The sequence below is a fragment of the Lentzea pudingi genome, assembly GCF_014646255.1.
Classification (GTDB): domain Bacteria; phylum Actinomycetota; class Actinomycetes; order Mycobacteriales; family Pseudonocardiaceae; genus Lentzea; species Lentzea pudingi.
Genome location: NZ_BMNC01000002.1, coordinates 328,582 through 344,047 on the forward strand (window position 1 = coordinate 328,582; position 15,466 = coordinate 344,047).

The following is a 15,466-nucleotide window of genomic DNA, read 5'->3' on the forward strand; positions in this document are numbered from 1 at the left end:
AACGACCCGGCCTCCGGCACCACGCGGGTGCCGGAGGCCGGAGAAGCCGAACGAGGAACGTCAGCCCGTGCGCACGTTCGACGACACGAGAGCCGCGAGCCTGTCACCGATCGCGTAGGTCGCGCCCGGCGACTGGTGATCGCGCGTCGCCAGGTCGAACGCCACGGAGGCCTCGATCCGGCGTGCCGACTCGTGCTCACCGAGGTGGTCGAGCAGCAGCGCGACCGACAGCACGGCGGCCGTCGGGTCCGCGATGCCCTGGCCCGCGATGTCCGGCGCCGAACCGTGCACCGGCTCGAACATCGACGGGTTGCGACGCGTGACGTCCATGTTCCCCGACGCGGCCAGGCCGATGCCACCCGTGACGGCGGCGGCGAGGTCGGTCAGGATGTCGCCGAACAGGTTGTCGGTGACGATCACGTCGTAGCGGCCCGGGTCGGTGACCATGTGAATGGTCGCCGCGTCCACGTGCTGGTAGGCAACGGTGACGTCCGGGTGCTGCAGCGAGACCTCCTCCACGACGCGCGACCACAACGAGCCGGCGTGCGTGAGGACGTTCGTCTTGTGCACCAGCGTCAGGTGCCGGCGCTGACGGTTCGCGGCACGCGCGAAGGCGTCCCTGACCACGCGCTCGACGCCGAACGAGGTGTTCAGCGAGACCTCGGTGGCGATCTCGTGCGGCGTGTCCTTGCGGAGCAGGCCGCCGTTGCCCGCGTACGGGCCCTCGGTGCCCTCGCGCACCACCACCATGTCGATCTCCGGCGGGTCCGCGAGCGGGCTGCGGACACCGGGGTAGAGACGAGCCGGGCGGAGGTTCACGTGGTGGTCGAGTTCGAAGCGGAGCCTGAGCAACAGGCCTCGCTCCAGGATTCCGCTCGGCACCGACGGGTCGCCGACCGCGCCGAGCAGGATCGCGTCGTGCTGGCGAAGCTCACCGAGCACCGACTCGGGCAACAACTCTCCCGTGGCGTGCCAGCGCGCCGCGCCGAGGTCGTAACGAGTGATCTCGGCCGCCGGAACGACCTCACCGAGAACCTTCAGGGCCTCAGCGATGACCTCGGGCCCGATCCCGTCTCCTGGGATCACTGCGAGCCGCATCCACACACCTCCCAGGTGTCAGTCCCCAATTGGTGGGACTACTTTCCTTCGCGAAAGGCTACCGGCATGTCGGCCGCTCGCCGCATGCCGGACACCCCATCGGGGTGTTATCTCCCGTACTGCGGGACACCCACACGGCCCATATCCCACTTTCGAGTGTCACTCGACCGCAGGAACGGGGTCGCGTCAAGGGGTGACGGCAGGCAGTTCCGGGCCGTGACGTGCCGAGAGGCCCGGTTCCAAACGAGGAACCGGGCCTCTCGTGAAACATCCGATCTAGTAGGCGCCCCGCCCACGGGACTTCACCAGGACGACCGACGCGCGGTCACCGTTGGCGTTGTGGTGGTTGAGCACCAGCAGGCCGTCGGACTTGTCGGCCTTCAGCGAGGCCTCGTTCTTGTTGACGACGAGCGCGGTACCCGGCTTCGCGAGGTAGGAAAGCGCCGCGTCGCCACCGCCCTGCGCCCACAGGCCCGGCTTGAGCGGGTCGTAGGACAGGTTGCGGTCGATCACGTCGACGAGCTTGTTCGCGTTGCCCGGCGCGGCGTAGTAACCGCCGACGCCCACGACGTACGAGAGGCGCGCCGTGTCCTTCGACGCGTCGATGCCCAGTGCGCTCAGCAGCACCGGCAGGACGACGACGTTGGTGTCCTGGACGTTCGCGTCGACGTCGCCGAACAGGCCGTTCACGCCCTGGATGTCGACGGTCTCGCCCGTCTTCAGGTCCACGGTGGACGCGACCAGCAGGTCGGTGTCGGTCAGGCGGGTCGCGAACACCTCGAAGTCCGCCGTGCCGTCACCGTTGGTGTCGATGTCGACGAACGGGACGGTGTTCTTGCCCAGGTTGTACCAGTTGCCCCAGGTCGCGACACCGAACGCGAGCAGCGCCTCCTCGGGCTTGCCCTGCGCCTTCGCGAGCGGGGCCGTGGAGGCCGCGCCGACGTAGCGGAGGTCGCCGCCCTTGGCGGTCTCGTTGAGCGCGCAGTTCTCGGTGACGTTGCGCTTGCAGTCGCGCAGCTTCGGCGACTGGGCCTGCAGCTCGAGGACGCTGATCAGCGAGCGGTAGGCCTGCGAGCCCGTGCCCTGGTCGAGGCCCTTGCCGGACACGTTCAGGACGGCCTGCTCGTCGTTGCCCCGGAACTTGAGGCTGGACGCGGTCCTGATGTCCGCGACCGGCTTCGGCGCCGAGTAGACCGACAGGCGCAGCGGCACGGTGGCACCCGAGGTCGGCGTGAAGGTCACGCGACCGGAGGCGTCCGCGAGGAACTGGCGCGGCGTGTCGAGCTGGAGCGGCTCGACGGTCGAGTCGACCGTCTTGCGCAGCGCCTTCGGGTCGGTGATCTTCAGCGTCACCTTGACCTTCGCGACGCCGCGCGGGCTCAGCTTGACCTTGTCCTGCGAGAGCACGTAGCTCACGCCGGGGATGGTCGTGGCGGCGGTGTAGCCGACCTTGTACTCCACGGACTTCGTGGACTTGTTGACCAGCTTGATGGTCTTGGACTTCTCCAGGGCCTTCGAGACCTCGACGACGCCGAAGTTCGCGCTGACGTAGCCGTTGTCCTCCTCGACGTACGCGAGGACCTGGTTGTCGAGCGCGGACTTGGCGTCCACGCGGCCGGTGCCGACCCGGTTGGGGGCGAAGGTCTTGCCGTTCTCCTTCACGTCCGCACCGGCGGTGTTCATGATCGAGGCCTTGACCTCCTCGAGCGTCCAGTCCGGGTGCGCCTCGCGGACCAGGGCGGCGATGCCGGCGACGTGCGGGGACGCCATCGAGGTGCCCGAGATCACCGAGCGGTCGTTGCCGGAACCGACGGCGGTCGACGAGATCGTGTCACCGGGGGCCGCGACGTCCGGCTTGATGGACTGGCCGCGGGTGCCACGGCTGGTGAACGCGCTCGGGGTGTCCGAAATGGACTCGTCGTACGTCGCCGCGGAGGTGCGCAGGTCACCCGCGAGGCGGACGACCAGCGTGCCCGCGTCGAGCGCCGGGCGGATCGCCGCGGTGGCCGTGCCGGTGAACTGGAACATCGGGATGCCCGCGTTGCCGGCGATGCCCGCCGCGAAGTTCTCCAGGGTGGACGACAGGAGCACGCCCTGGCCGCCCGCCGCCTGCACGTTGTTCGCGCGGGCGGCCGAACCGCAACGGCGCGTGGCGTCGTTGTCGTCCCACTCCAGCCACACGAACTTGCCCGCGACGGCGGCGTCGGTGATCGGGAGGCAGCCGTCGGCGTTGCCCGCCTGGGTCACCTTCGCGACCGGCAGTTCCTTGTCGTAACCCAGGTAACCGGTGAAGTTCTGGCTGTACTGACCGGGCTTGACGCCCTGGCCCTTGACGTCCGCGCCGTCCCGCAGCACGAACGAGTCGCGCGTGGAGGCGACGGTCAGCGCCTCGGGCGTGTTGCCCGGCGAGCCGCCGATGTCGTAGAGGTCGCCGCCGTTGCCCGCGGAGAAGACCGGCATGACGCCGACCTTGTACAGCTTCTTCACGAAGAGGCTGTCGGGGTCGTCCGGGGCGCCGTAGTCGGAGCCGAGCGACAGGTTGACCACGTCGAGGTGGTCGGAGAAGTCGCCGTCACCGTCGGGGTCGAGCGACCAGTCGAGGGCCTGCGAGGTGACGTTGGTCGAGCCCGTGCAGCCGAAGACCTTCAGCGCGAAGATCTGGGCCTTCGGCGCGGTGCCGGGGCCGATCTTCATCGCGTTGAGCTTCGCGGCGTCGAGCTTCGCGTAGTCGCCCTTGAACGTGCTGCCGTCGGGGTTCTCACCGAAACCGGCCGTGGTGCCCGCGACGTGCGAGCCGTGGCCGTCGCAGTCGATGGGGTTGGGGTCCGGCTTCGGCGTGTTGATCGCCGGGTCGGTGCTCTCCCCGTCGTAGTCCTCGCCGACGAAGTCGTACCCGCCGACGACCTTGGCGGTCGGGAAGTTCGGGTCCTTCACGCGCGGGTCGACGGCCTTGAACGCCTCGACCGTGCCGGGGCCGCCGAAGTTCGCGTGCGTGTAGTCGACGCCGGTGTCGATGATGCCGACGCGCATGTCGTCGCCGAGCTTGCCGTACTGCTGCCAGACGTTGAGCGTCCTGGTGAGCTGGACGGCGTTCGAGTTCTGGCGCTTCTTCGGCACGACCGGGTAGACGGCGAGGACGTCCGGGCGCTGGGCCAGTTCGCGGACCTTCTGCGCGTCGGCCTTCACGACGACGCCGGGGACGCCGTTGGAGGTCCGGTAGATCTCCTTGGTCCGCGTGTCGGCGCTCTTGAGCTGGCCGACGACCTGGTCCGCGGTGGCGGCGGTGTCGTTCTTGGCCTGCTTGGCGGCCTGCTTCGCGACCTCTTTGCCCTGGCTCTTCTTCTCGTCGAACGCGTCGACGGCCGGCTTGCGGTCGAGCGCGACGAACGCGGTGACCGTGCCCGTGGCGTTCAGCCTGGGAGAAACCTTGAGGTGCAACGCTTTCGCGTCCAGCCCCTGTGCACCCTTGACCGGCTGCGCGAGCGGTTCGCTCTGCGCCTGTGCGGTGGCGGGTGCGATCAGCAGTGTGGTGATGGCAGAGAACACCACCAGACTCGATCGTCTCTTCACAACGTTGCCCCAACCGAGGTGTGTGCCTTCGACCCGAGTGAAAACAGTGCCGTGCCCTCACAGCACCGGGTCAACCTCGTGGGGACGCTAATCGCTGATCGTGTCTCTGCGACTGCCCCGAAAGTATGAATGTGGTCTACAGATAGTTGCCTGTTACGACTTCGTTGTGAAGAACGACAGACACGGGAAGGGGACTTTGCGCGTCCCCTTCCCGTTTGTCGTGACTATCCGAAGTCGACGGAACGAACGGTGCGCGCGCCGACGGCGGCACCGATCGGGTCGAGCACCTGCGTGTCGACCGGGCGGTCGACGCGCAGCACCATCACCGCGTCGTCGCCGGTCTGGCTGATCTGCGCGGCCTCGATGTTCACGCCGGCCTCGCCGAGCAGCGTGCCGACCGTGCCCATGACACCGGGACGGTCCGGGTACTCCAGCAGCAGCACGGTGCCTTCGGCGCGGAGGTCGAAGTTGCGGCCGTTGATGTTCACCAGCTTCTCGACCTGCGCGATGCCGCTGACGGTGCCGGACACGGAGTTGGTCGTGCCGTCCGCCTGCACGGCCCTGACCGTGACGAGGCTGCGGTGGTTCGGGCTCTCGGGCTCCTTGACGAGCTCGACGCTCACGCCCAGGTCGGCCGCGAGGCTCGGCGCGTTCACGAACGTCACCTGCGACTCGACGACCTTGGAGAACACCCCGCGCAGCGCGGCGAGCGGCAGGATCGCGACGTCCTCATTGGACAGTTCGCCGCGGACCTCGACGGTGACGCTGGTCGGGGCCTTGGGCGCGAGTGCACTGAGGACGGTGCCGAGCTTCTGCACCAGCGGCAGGTACGGGCGGACCTCTTCGCCGACAGCGCCACCCTGGACGTTGACGGCGTCCGGCACGAACTCGCCGGCGAGCGCGAGGATGGTGCTCTTCGCGACGTCGGTGCCCGCGCGGTCCTGAGCCTCGGCCGTGGACGCGCCGAGGTGCGGCGTGACGACGATGCCCGGCACGTTGAACAGCGGGCTCTCGGTCGTGGGCTCGGTCGAGAAGACGTCGATGCCGGCGCCGCCGACCTGGCCCTCCTTCACGGCCTCCGCGAGGGCCTCCTCGTCGATGAGGCCACCGCGGGCCGCGTTGACGATGATGACGCCGCGCTTGGCCTTCGCCAGCTGCTCCGCGCCGATGAGACCCTTGGTCTCCGGCGTCTTCGGCAGGTGGATGCTGATCGCGTCGGCGCGCTCCAGCAGCTCTTCGAGCGTCACGAGCTCGATGCCGAGCTGGGCGGCGCGCGCGGCGGACACGTACGGGTCGTAGGCGATGAGCTCGACGCCGAACGCGGCGATGCGCTGCGCGAACAGCTGCCCGATCTTGCCGAGGCCGACGACGCCGACGGTCTTGCCGTTCAGCTCGACGCCGTTGAACTTGGAGCGCTTCCACTCGTGGTTCTGCAGCGTCTCGTGCGCGGCCGGGATCTGGCGCGCGACGGAGAGGAGGAGGGCCACGGCGTGCTCGGCGGCACTGACGATGTTGGACGTCGGGGCGTTGACGACCATCACGCCGTTCTGCGTGGCGGCCGGGACCTCGACGTTGTCCAGGCCGACACCCGCGCGCGCCACGACCTTGAGCTTGCGCGTGGCCGCGAAGACCTCGGCGTTCACCTGGGTGGCGGAACGGACGAGCAGCGCGTCCGCGTCCTGGACGGCTTCGAGGAGTGCGGCGCGGTCGGTGCCGTCTACGTGGCGCACCTCGACGCCGTCGCCGAGAGCGTCCAGAACGGACGGCGCGAGCTTCTCGGCGATGAGGACAACAGGTCGGCTCGTGTTGCTCACGGACATCGCTCCCAGGAAGGGTCGGATCGTGGGGCGCGGGCGTGGTCGGGGGCGGCTGGCCCGCGCCGACCGGAGCACCGCAATGTGTCCGGACTGTTAACGAGCATAGACAGGGGGCTTGCGTGGGGATTCCGCCGGGTGGCTCAGGTCACTGCCCGCGTCTTGGAGTATGGGATGGGAGGGGGTGGACGTGGCGTTCACTCGTTGGGGTGACGTCCGGGGGGTGGGAAATGGTTTGGGCTGGGTGGAGGCGGGGGTCGACCTGAGGGCGGACGGTTGCGTTCCAGCGGGGTTGGTCGCGTCCCAGGGTTTTGGTCGCCTTGCGAGGGTGGTCCCGCGGGTCATGACGGATCAAGGGCTAGCGATTGGGGCTTGACCTTGAGCCTCTGGCGGGATGCGTAGACGGCCGGAAAAAGGCCGGGCTGAAAAGCGCCCGGCCGTGCCCGTGAGGGTGGCATCCCGCCCCCTCAAGGTAAAGCCCCAATCGCCCTTCACTGGGCCCACCGCAACCCATCGAGGACCAGGTTCACACGGCTCGCTTCGCATCGCCACGCCAGGACTCGTAGGTGGGCGGTTTGCATTGCTGGCTGACCGGTTGGCACCGCGCGCCGGACCTGGTCCGAGGTTGGCCTGCGTTGGCGAGTGCGGTTGGGGTGCGCCTGCCGAAATGTGGTCGCGCTGGTCGGGCGAACGCCCCCATGCTTCGCCGATGCCGCTGGTGTGGGTGACCGGTGTGTCCGGAGCCGGTAAGTCGACGGTCTGCGAGCTGCTGAAGAAGCGCGGAGAGGTGGCGGTCGACACCGACTGGGAGGGCTACAACCACTGGGTCGACCGGGAAAGTGGAGAGGTCGTCGTCGACCCTCCGGACCCGGTGCCCGCCGGGTGGCTCGACCGGTACGGCTGGCTGATCAGCCGGGAGCGGGTGGCGGAGCTGGCACTTCGCTCGCAGAACCGGGAGGTCTACCTGTTCGGTGGTGTGGAGAACGAGGACGAGGTCCGCGATCTGTTCGACCTGGTGGTGTGCCTGGTGATCGACGACGAGACCCTGAAGGAGCGGCTGGCGACGCGGACGGGCAACTCGTTCGGGAAGCATCCTGAGGAGTTGGCGGCCTCGTTGTGGCACAACGAGCGGATCGAGGCTCGGTATCGGGAGGTCGGTGCCGTGGTCGTGGACGGGACCCTGCCGTTGGAGCAGGTCGTCTACGCGGTCACCAGGGCTCGTCGAACTCCCCGTCCTTCGCGCCCAGGACGAACGCGTCCCACTCCGCCATCGTGAACGTGAGGACTGGTTCGAGCTGCTTGGAGTTGCGCATTGCGACGTACGTGGCGCCGTCGGTGTGTTCGATGAAGGCGATTTCGACGTGGCCGTCTTCCGGTTCGGGCTCTGGCGGGCGCTTCCACTCGGCGTTGCGGAGGTCCAGCTTGCCGCGTACGTGGGCCTTGTCGTCGTAGATCGGCGCGCTATCCGTCATGCGGAAGAAGTTAGCGGATGGATGCGAACGAAAAGTGGAAGGCCCGCGGAGCGTCACACGCGCTCCACGGGCCTTCCTTGGAGAAAGCCGTGATGCAGAAGGTCAGGCCGTCTCGGTGATCGGGCGGTCGACCCACGACATCATGTCGCGGAGCTTCTTGCCGGTGACCTCGATCGGGTGGTTCTCACCCTCCTGCTGCAGCTTCTTGTAGTTCGCGCGGCCGTTGTCGTCCTCGGCCACCCACTCGTTCGCGAAGGTGCCGTCCTGGATCTCGGTGAGGATCTTCTTCATCTCCTCCTTGACCGAGGCGGTGACGACGCGCGGGCCGCGGGTCAGGTCGCCGAACTCGGCCGTGTCGGAGATCGAGTAGCGCATGCGGGCGATGCCGCCCTCGTACATGAGGTCGACGATCAGCTTGAGCTCGTGCAGGCACTCGAAGTACGCGACCTCGGGGGCGTAGCCCGCCTCGGTGAGGACCTCGAAGCCCGCCTGGACGAGGGCGGAGGCGCCACCGCAGAGGACTGCCTGCTCGCCGAAGAGGTCGGTCTCGGTCTCTTCCTTGAACGTCGTCTTGATGACGCCGGCGCGCGTGCCGCCGATGCCCTTCGCGTACGACAGGGCGAGGGCCTGCGCGTTGCCCGAGGCGTCCTGCTCGACCGCGATGAGCGCCGGGACGCCCTTGCCGTCGACGAACTGGCGGCGGACCAGGTGGCCCGGGCCCTTCGGCGCGACCATGGCGACGTCCACGCCGGACGGGACCGTGATGAGGCCGTAGCGGATGTTGAAGCCGTGGCCGAAGAAGATCGCGTCGCCCTCGTTGAGGTTCGCGGCGATCTCGTTCGCGTAGATGTGGCGCTGCGCGGTGTCCGGCGCGAGGATCATGATCACGTCGGCCCACGCGGAGACCTCAGCCGGCGTGCCGACCTCCAGGCCCTCTTCCTCGGCCTTGGCGCGGGACTTGGAGCCCTCCTGCAGGCCGATGCGGACCTCGACGCCCGAGTCGCGCAGGGACAGCGCGTGGGCGTGGCCCTGGCTGCCGTAGCCGATCACGGCCACCTTGCGGCCCTGGATGATGCTCAGGTCGGCATCGTCGTCGTAGAAGATCTCAACGCTCACTGTATTTCCTTCTGTCTGGTTTCTAGCGAACCGCGGTGGCAGTGATGGAACGAGCGCCACGGCCGATGGCGACCATGCCGGACTGGACGATCTCGCGGAGCCCGTAGGGCTCCAGCATGCGCAGCAGGGCGTCGAGCTTCTCAGAGGTGCCCGTTGCCTCGATCGTGACGGCCTCGGGCGAGACGTCGACGACCTTCGCGCGGAAGAGCTGGACGGTTTCGAGGACCTGCGACCGCACCGTCGCGTCCGCACGAACCTTAATCAACACCAGTTGCCGCTGAACGGAAGCCGCCGGCTCCAGCTCCACGATCTTGATGACGTTGATGAGCTTGTTGAGCTGCTTGGTCACCTGCTCCAGCGGCAGCTCGTCGACCGACACCACGATGGTCATGCGCGAGATGTCGGGGTACTCCGTGCGGCCGACCGCGAGCGACTCGATGTTGAAGCCGCGGCGGGAGAACAGTCCGGCGACGCGTGCGAGCACACCGGGCTTGTCCTCGACCAAAACGCTCAGCGTGTGCCTGGTCATCACAGGTCCTCATCGAACAGGGGGCGGATGCCGCGGGCGGCCATGATCTCGGAGTTGCCGGTGCCCGCCGCGACCATCGGCCACACCTGGGCGTCCTTGCCGACGACGAAGTCGACCACGACCGGGCGGTCGTTGATCTCCAACGCCTTTCCGATCACCTCGTCCACCTCCTCGCGCGACTCGGCGCGCAGGCCCGCACATCCGAGGGCTTCCGCCAGGAGCTTGAAGTCTGGGATGCGGTGCTTGTGCGTCCCCAGATCCGTGTTGGAGTACCGCTCGCCGTAGAACAGCGTCTGCCACTGGCGGACCATGCCCAGGTTGCCGTTGTTGATCACGGCGATCTTCACCGGCAGGCCCTCGATGGCGCAGGTGGCGAGCTCCTGGTTGGTCATCTGGAAGCAGCCGTCGCCGTCGATGGCCCACACCGTGGTGCCCGGCACACCGGCCTTGATGCCCATCGCGGCGGGAACGGCGAAGCCCATCGTGCCGAGACCGCCGGAGTTGATCCACGTGCGCGGGTGCTCGTACTTCACGAACTGCGCGGCCCACATCTGGTGCTGGCCGACGCCCGCGGTGTAGATCGTGTCGGCCGGCGAGAGGGCACCGATGCGCTCGATGACGTACTGCGGGGACAGCGTGCCGTCCTCGGGCCAGTCGTAGCCCAGCGGGAACGTCTCGCGCAGCGACTTCAGCGTCGTCCACCACGGGGAGAGGTCGACGGCCTTCGCCGTCTCGCGCTCGGTGCGGACGGCGTCGATCAGCTCGGTGATGATCTCCTTGCAGTCGCCCACGATCGGGACGTCCGCGCGGCGGTTCTTGGAGATCTCGGCCGGGTCGATGTCGGCGTGGATGATCTGCGCGTCGGGGGCGAACGAGCCGAGCTGGCCGGTGACGCGGTCGTCGAACCGGGCACCCAGCGCGATCAGCAGGTCCGACTTCTGCATCGCCGCGACGGCCGCGACGGTGCCGTGCATGCCGGGCATGCCCAGGTGCTGGTCGTGAGAGTCGGGGAACGCGCCGCGCGCCATCAGCGTCGTGACGACCGGGATGCCGGTGTCCTCCGCCAGGCGCAGCAGTTCGGCGTTCGCGTCCGCCTTGATGACGCCGCCACCCACGTAGAGAACGGGCTTGCGGGCGTTGACGATCAGCTTGGCGGCTTCGCGCACCTGCTTGCCGTGCGGCCGGGTCGTCGGCCGGTAACCGGGCAGGCGCATCTCGGGCGGCCACGAGAAGCTGGTCTGCTCCTGCAGCACGTCCTTCGGGATGTCGACGAGGACCGGGCCGGGTCGGCCGGTCGCCGCGATGTGGAACGCCTCCGCGATCGCCCGCGGGATGTCCGCCGGGTCGGTCACGAGGACGTTGTGCTTGGTGATCGGCATCGTGATGCCGCAGATGTCCGCCTCCTGGAAGGCGTCCGTGCCGATCAGCGGCCGCGACTGCTGGCCGGTGATCGCGACGATGGGCACGGAGTCCATGTTCGCGTCCGCGATCGGGGTGACGAGGTTGGTCGCACCCGGACCCGAGGTCGCCATGCAGACCCCGACCTTGCCGGTGGCCTGCGCGTACCCGGTCGCCGCGTGTCCCGCGCCCTGCTCGTGGCGGACGAGGATGTGCCGGACCTTCGTGGAGTCCAGCAGCGGGTCGTACGCGGGAAGGATCGTCCCGCCCGGAATGCCGAACACCACTTCACACCCGACCGCCTCGAGCGAGCGGACGAGGGACTGCGCCCCGGTCACTCGGATCGGCGCGCCAGTGGGCGGAGCCGGTTTGGGCCGCGGACCTGGACGTGGCGACGAGGGCTCGGAAGCCTGTCGCGATGGTGCGCTGGTCATTGGTTCGCCTCGTGGGTATCGGGGTCCGGACACGAAAAAACCCTCGACAACCCGAAGTTGGGTCGTGCGAGGGTCGCGCGTCGACGCAGGCTGTTCGGCTCAGGCGTCGACGCGCCTGAGAAGTACGAGAACGAGCGTGCGCTGCATGAAGCGGACGTTATCGCCTCGCGCAAGAGTGCGTCAACTCTGCGGGATGGAATTCCCGGATCGTGGACGTGGAACAATCGTCCGGGTGAAGAAGCTGGTCTTTCGCATCCCGGCAACGGCCCTGCTCGCGGCGGGTCTGATCGCCATCTGCGTCACCCCTGTGGCGTGGCTCGCTCCCGGGCTGCAAGCGCTCTACGTACTCCCGCTCGGCTACGCGTACTGGGTCCTGCGCAACCGCACGACGGTCACCGAGGAGACGATCGTCGCGCGCGGGGTGTTCGGCACGACGACGCTCAGCTGGTCCGAGGTGAAGTCGATCCGGCTGGTGCAGAAGGGGTGGCTGCGGGCCGTCCGGGAGGACGCGTCCGAGGTGACGCTGCCCGCGGTGCGGTTCATGCACCTGCCGGCGCTGTCGCTGGTCAGCGGTGGGCGCGTGCCCGACCCGACGATCACGGCGGAAGAACCCGCCGAGGTCGCGGAAGACGTGACCGAGGATGCCCCGAAAGTGGCGGAGGAGAAGTCCGTACAGTCGGAGAAGTGATCAAACGGGTTCCGCTGCTGAGCCTGCTGCTGTCCATCGCGGGCCTGCTGACCTCGGCTTATCTGACGTACACGCACTTCGACGCGAACGCGCTGCTGTGCTCGGCCGACGCCGTCATCGACTGCGGGACCGTGACCACGAGCGAGCAGTCGGAGTTGCTGGGCATCCCCGTCGCGTTCCTCGGGCTGGCCTTCTTCGCGTTCCTGACCGTGATCTGCCTCCCGTTCGCGTGGCGGGTCGACGCGCTCAGATGGGTGCGTCTCGCGGCGGTCGGCGTCGGCGTGCTGATGGTGGTCTACCTGGTGGCGGCCGAGTTCCTCATCATCGGCAAGATCTGCCTGTGGTGCACCGTCGTGCACGTGATCACGCTCGCACTGGCCTGTCTGCTGGTCTCCGCGAGTCTGCGCACAAGTAACCTTTGAGGCACCGCTCCCAGACTGGTGGACGCCTCACCCCCGCGTCCCGCGCGCATTTTTCTTGAACTGAATCTGGAGGAGCAGTGCCTCAGCTCCGCTCTCGCACCACCACGCACGGTCGCAACGCAGCCGGAGCCCGCGCGCTCTGGCGCGCCACCGGCATGACGGACAGCGACTTCGGCAAGCCCATCATCGCGATCGCCAACTCCTACACGCAGTTCGTGCCGGGCCACGTGCACCTGCGCGATCTCGGGGACATCGTGGCCGAGGCCGTGCGCGAGGCGGGTGGCGTGGCACGCGAGTTCCACACCATCGCGGTCGACGACGGCATCGCCATGGGCCACAGCGGGATGCTCTACTCGCTGCCCAGCCGCGAGATCATCGCCGACTCCGTCGAGTACATGGTCAACGCGCACCAGGCCGACGCGATCGTCTGCATCTCGAACTGCGACAAGATCACGCCCGGCATGCTCAACGCGGCCATGCGCCTCAACATCCCCGTCGTGTTCGTGTCCGGTGGCCCGATGGAGGCCGGCAAGGCCGTCGTCGTCGAGGGTGTCGCCGTCGCGCCGACGGACCTGATCACCGCGATCTCCGCGTCGGCCTCCCCCGCGGTGAGCGAGGAAGGCCTCTCCGAGGTCGAGCGCTCCGCGTGCCCGACGTGCGGTTCCTGCTCCGGCATGTTCACCGCGAACTCCATGAACTGCCTCACCGAGGCCCTCGGGCTCTCCCTGCCGGGCAACGGTTCGACGCTGGCCACGCACGCCGCGCGCCGCGAGCTGTTCTCCGAGGCCGGTCGCGTGGTCGTGGAGCTGTGCAGGCGCTGGTACGGCGAGGACGACGAGTCGGCACTGCCGCGGTCGATCGCGAACCGCAAGGCGTTCGAGAACGCGATGGCGCTCGACATGGCCATGGGCGGCTCGACCAACACGGTGCTGCACATCCTCGCCGCCGCGCAGGAGGGCGAGATCGACTTCACGCTGCAGGACATCGACGACCTGTCCCGCCGCGTGCCGTGCCTGTCGAAGGTGTCGCCGAACTCCGACTACCACATGGAGGACGTGCACCGGGCCGGTGGAATCCCCGCGCTGCTGGGCGAGCTCTACCGCGCGGGCCTGCTCAACGACGACGTCACGTCGGTGCACACGCCGACGATGGCGGAGTGGCTCGGCAAGTGGGACATCCGCGCCGAGAACCCGTCCGCCGAGGCGATCGAGCTGTTCCACGCCGCCCCCGGCGGTGTGCGCACGACCGAGGCGTTCTCGACGTCGAACCGCTGGTCCTCTTTGGACACCGACGCGGCCGGTGGCTGCATCCGCGACGACGCGCACGCCTACACCCGTGACGGCGGCCTGAACGTGCTGCGCGGCAACCTGGCCGAGCGCGGCGCGATCATCAAGTCCGCGGGCATCGACGAGGAGCTGTGGCACTTCGAGGGCCCGGCGCGCGTCGTCGAGTCCCAGGAGCAGGCCGTCTCGGCGATCCTGAACAAGGAGATCCAGGCGGGCGAGGTGCTGGTCGTGCGCTACGAGGGCCCGTCCGGCGGCCCCGGCATGCAGGAGATGCTGCACCCGACGGCGTTCCTCAAGGGTTCGGGTCTCGGCAAGAAGTGCGCGCTGATCACGGACGGCCGGTTCTCCGGCGGTTCGTCGGGCCTGTCGATCGGCCACATCTCGCCGGAGGCGGCGGGCGGCGGCACGATCGGCCTGGTCGAGAACGGCGACCGGATCCTGATCGACGTCCACGAGCGCAAGCTCGAACTGCTGGTGGACGCCGACGTGCTGGCCGAGCGCCGCGCGAAGATGGAGGCGTCGGAACGGCCGTGGCAGCCGGTCGACCGGATCCGCCCGGTGACGGCGGCACTGCGGGCGTACGCGCGGATGGCGACGGACGCGTCCACGGGTGCCGTGCGCAACCCGGACCTCTAGAGAACTGCTGAAAGCGCCATAAAAGCGCCGAACACGAGCCAGCCCGTCAGCGGTCCGCTGACGGGCTGCTCCGTCTTCTTGACCATGACACCGGCGACGACGAGGCCCGCGAGCAGGCCCAGCGGCGGGAGCAGCGACTTCGCGGTGAGGCCGAACGGGAACGCCACGAGGTAGACGACCGGGATCCCGACCACCAGCAGGGCGAGCTGGAGCAGCGCTCCCGTCAGGTTCTTCCGCATCCGAGAGTTCTTACCGGAAGACGAAGTACGTCACCGCGGCGCCGCCGATGCCGATCACCAGCGCGATGAACCCGGCCACCAGCGGGTGGCGGAACCAGCTTCGGTTGTAGTCCAGCGCGGCCCGGCCGGGCCCGGCGAACAGCGCCGCGAACGCCATGCCCGCGAGCGCCAGCTCCAGCTCGACGCCGTTCGGGCCGAAGAAGCCACCCTTGTACTGCAGCGCGATGACGTTGGCCATCACCGCGAGCAGGCCCGCCGCCGCGAGCGGCGTGAAGAGGCCCAGCACGAGCAGACCGCCACCGACCAGCTCGGTGATGCCCGTGACCCAGGCGAGGACCACGGACTCGCGGTAGCCCATCTTCTCGAGCGACTGCGCGAAGCCGTTGATGCCGGGGCCGCCGAAGAGCCCGAAGACCTTCTGCAGGCCGTGCAGCACGAAGATGCCACCGAGCACCGCCCGCAGCCCGAGCAGCCCGATGTCCGGGCCGGCGGTCCAGCCGAACTTCTTGCGCTCGTCCTCGAACGGGTCGTCGTCGCGAGAGTCCACAGTGGACTTGTCCAGCGGCGTGTAGGCCGTCGTGTCGAACGACTTCGTGGTCGAGTCGTACGGCGACAGGACGTCCGACCCGGCTCTGGTCGTGCCGTCGTCGAAGTGGTGCACTCCCCCTCCGCTGCTCGAGTAGAACGAGTCGTCGGAGAAAGCGCTCGAACTCGCCGAGCCTTTGTCGTGAGTAGCCACGCCCGCACGCTAGGGGGCCTCGTGC

13 protein-coding genes are annotated in these 15,466 nt (G+C 68.5%); 4 read left to right on the plus strand and 9 right to left on the minus strand.

The window, feature by feature from the left end; all coding sequences use genetic code 11:
• Positions 1-60: 60 nt before the first annotated feature.
• The 3 genes from IEY88_RS07460 to serA form a co-directional block, all read right to left on the minus strand.
• Positions 61-1,098: a 3-isopropylmalate dehydrogenase gene (locus IEY88_RS07460; protein WP_093593785.1), complete on the minus strand. Its 1,038-nt coding sequence runs from the start codon at positions 1,096-1,098 to the stop codon at positions 61-63.
• A 276-nt stretch (positions 1,099-1,374) separates the two neighbouring features.
• Positions 1,375-4,650 (minus strand): S8 family peptidase, encoded by a 3,276-nt coding sequence (locus IEY88_RS07465; protein WP_373294062.1) that lies wholly within the window; start codon positions 4,648-4,650, stop codon positions 1,375-1,377.
• A gap of 242 nt (positions 4,651-4,892) precedes the next feature.
• The gene (serA, locus tag IEY88_RS07470) at positions 4,893-6,482 is read right to left on the minus strand and encodes a phosphoglycerate dehydrogenase (RefSeq protein WP_189153877.1); all 1,590 of its coding nucleotides are present in this window, start codon (positions 6,480-6,482) and stop codon (positions 4,893-4,895) included.
• Positions 6,483-7,191: 709 nt separating this feature from the next.
• On the opposite strand from serA, the gene IEY88_RS07475 reads away from it, so the two are divergent.
• Positions 7,192-7,758 carry an ATP-binding protein gene (locus IEY88_RS07475; protein WP_189153878.1) on the plus strand — a complete coding sequence of 189 codons (567 nt, stop codon included), beginning with the start codon at positions 7,192-7,194 and terminating at the stop codon, positions 7,756-7,758.
• Here the strand turns inward: IEY88_RS07475 and IEY88_RS07480 are convergent.
• From IEY88_RS07480 to IEY88_RS07495, 4 genes are all read right to left on the minus strand, one after another.
• Positions 7,691-7,954 (minus strand): DUF397 domain-containing protein, encoded by a 264-nt coding sequence (locus IEY88_RS07480; protein WP_189153879.1) that lies wholly within the window; start codon positions 7,952-7,954, stop codon positions 7,691-7,693. The genes IEY88_RS07475 and IEY88_RS07480 overlap by 68 nt on opposite strands.
• A gap of 102 nt (positions 7,955-8,056) precedes the next feature.
• A complete protein-coding gene (gene ilvC / locus IEY88_RS07485; protein WP_189153880.1) occupies positions 8,057-9,070 on the minus strand; it encodes a ketol-acid reductoisomerase in 1,014 nt (337 codons plus the stop codon).
• A 22-nt stretch (positions 9,071-9,092) separates the two neighbouring features.
• A complete protein-coding gene (ilvN, locus tag IEY88_RS07490; RefSeq protein ID WP_045310681.1) occupies positions 9,093-9,599 on the minus strand; it encodes an acetolactate synthase small subunit in 507 nt (168 codons plus the stop codon).
• A complete protein-coding gene (locus tag IEY88_RS07495; RefSeq protein ID WP_189153881.1) occupies positions 9,599-11,431 on the minus strand; it encodes an acetolactate synthase large subunit in 1,833 nt (610 codons plus the stop codon). Before IEY88_RS07495 ends, ilvN begins: the two co-directional genes overlap by 1 nt.
• Before the next feature lie 232 nt (positions 11,432-11,663).
• Between IEY88_RS07495 and IEY88_RS07500 the strand changes: the two genes are divergently transcribed.
• The 3 genes from IEY88_RS07500 to ilvD all read left to right on the plus strand — a co-directional run bounded on the left by IEY88_RS07500 (position 11,664) and on the right by ilvD (position 14,463).
• Positions 11,664-12,119 carry a PH domain-containing protein gene (locus tag IEY88_RS07500; protein WP_189153882.1) on the plus strand — a complete coding sequence of 152 codons (456 nt, stop codon included), beginning with the start codon at positions 11,664-11,666 and terminating at the stop codon, positions 12,117-12,119.
• Positions 12,116-12,541: a vitamin K epoxide reductase family protein gene (locus IEY88_RS07505; protein ID WP_189153883.1), complete on the plus strand. Its 426-nt coding sequence runs from the start codon at positions 12,116-12,118 to the stop codon at positions 12,539-12,541. The genes IEY88_RS07500 and IEY88_RS07505 overlap by 4 nt, the downstream gene beginning before the upstream one ends.
• Positions 12,542-12,618: 77 nt before the next feature.
• Complete coding sequence (ilvD, locus tag IEY88_RS07510; RefSeq protein ID WP_189153884.1) at positions 12,619-14,463, plus strand: dihydroxy-acid dehydratase; 1,845 nt, start codon at positions 12,619-12,621, stop codon at positions 14,461-14,463.
• Here ilvD and IEY88_RS07515 read toward each other — a convergent pair.
• Positions 14,460-14,702, minus strand: a complete 243-nt coding sequence (locus IEY88_RS07515) for a hypothetical protein (RefSeq protein ID WP_189153885.1) — start codon at positions 14,700-14,702, stop codon at positions 14,460-14,462. The genes ilvD and IEY88_RS07515 overlap by 4 nt on opposite strands.
• A gap of 10 nt (positions 14,703-14,712) precedes the next feature.
• Positions 14,713-15,441 carry a DoxX family protein gene (locus tag IEY88_RS07520; RefSeq protein ID WP_189153886.1) on the minus strand — a complete coding sequence of 243 codons (729 nt, stop codon included), beginning with the start codon at positions 15,439-15,441 and terminating at the stop codon, positions 14,713-14,715.
• Positions 15,442-15,466: the final 25 nt, after the last annotated feature.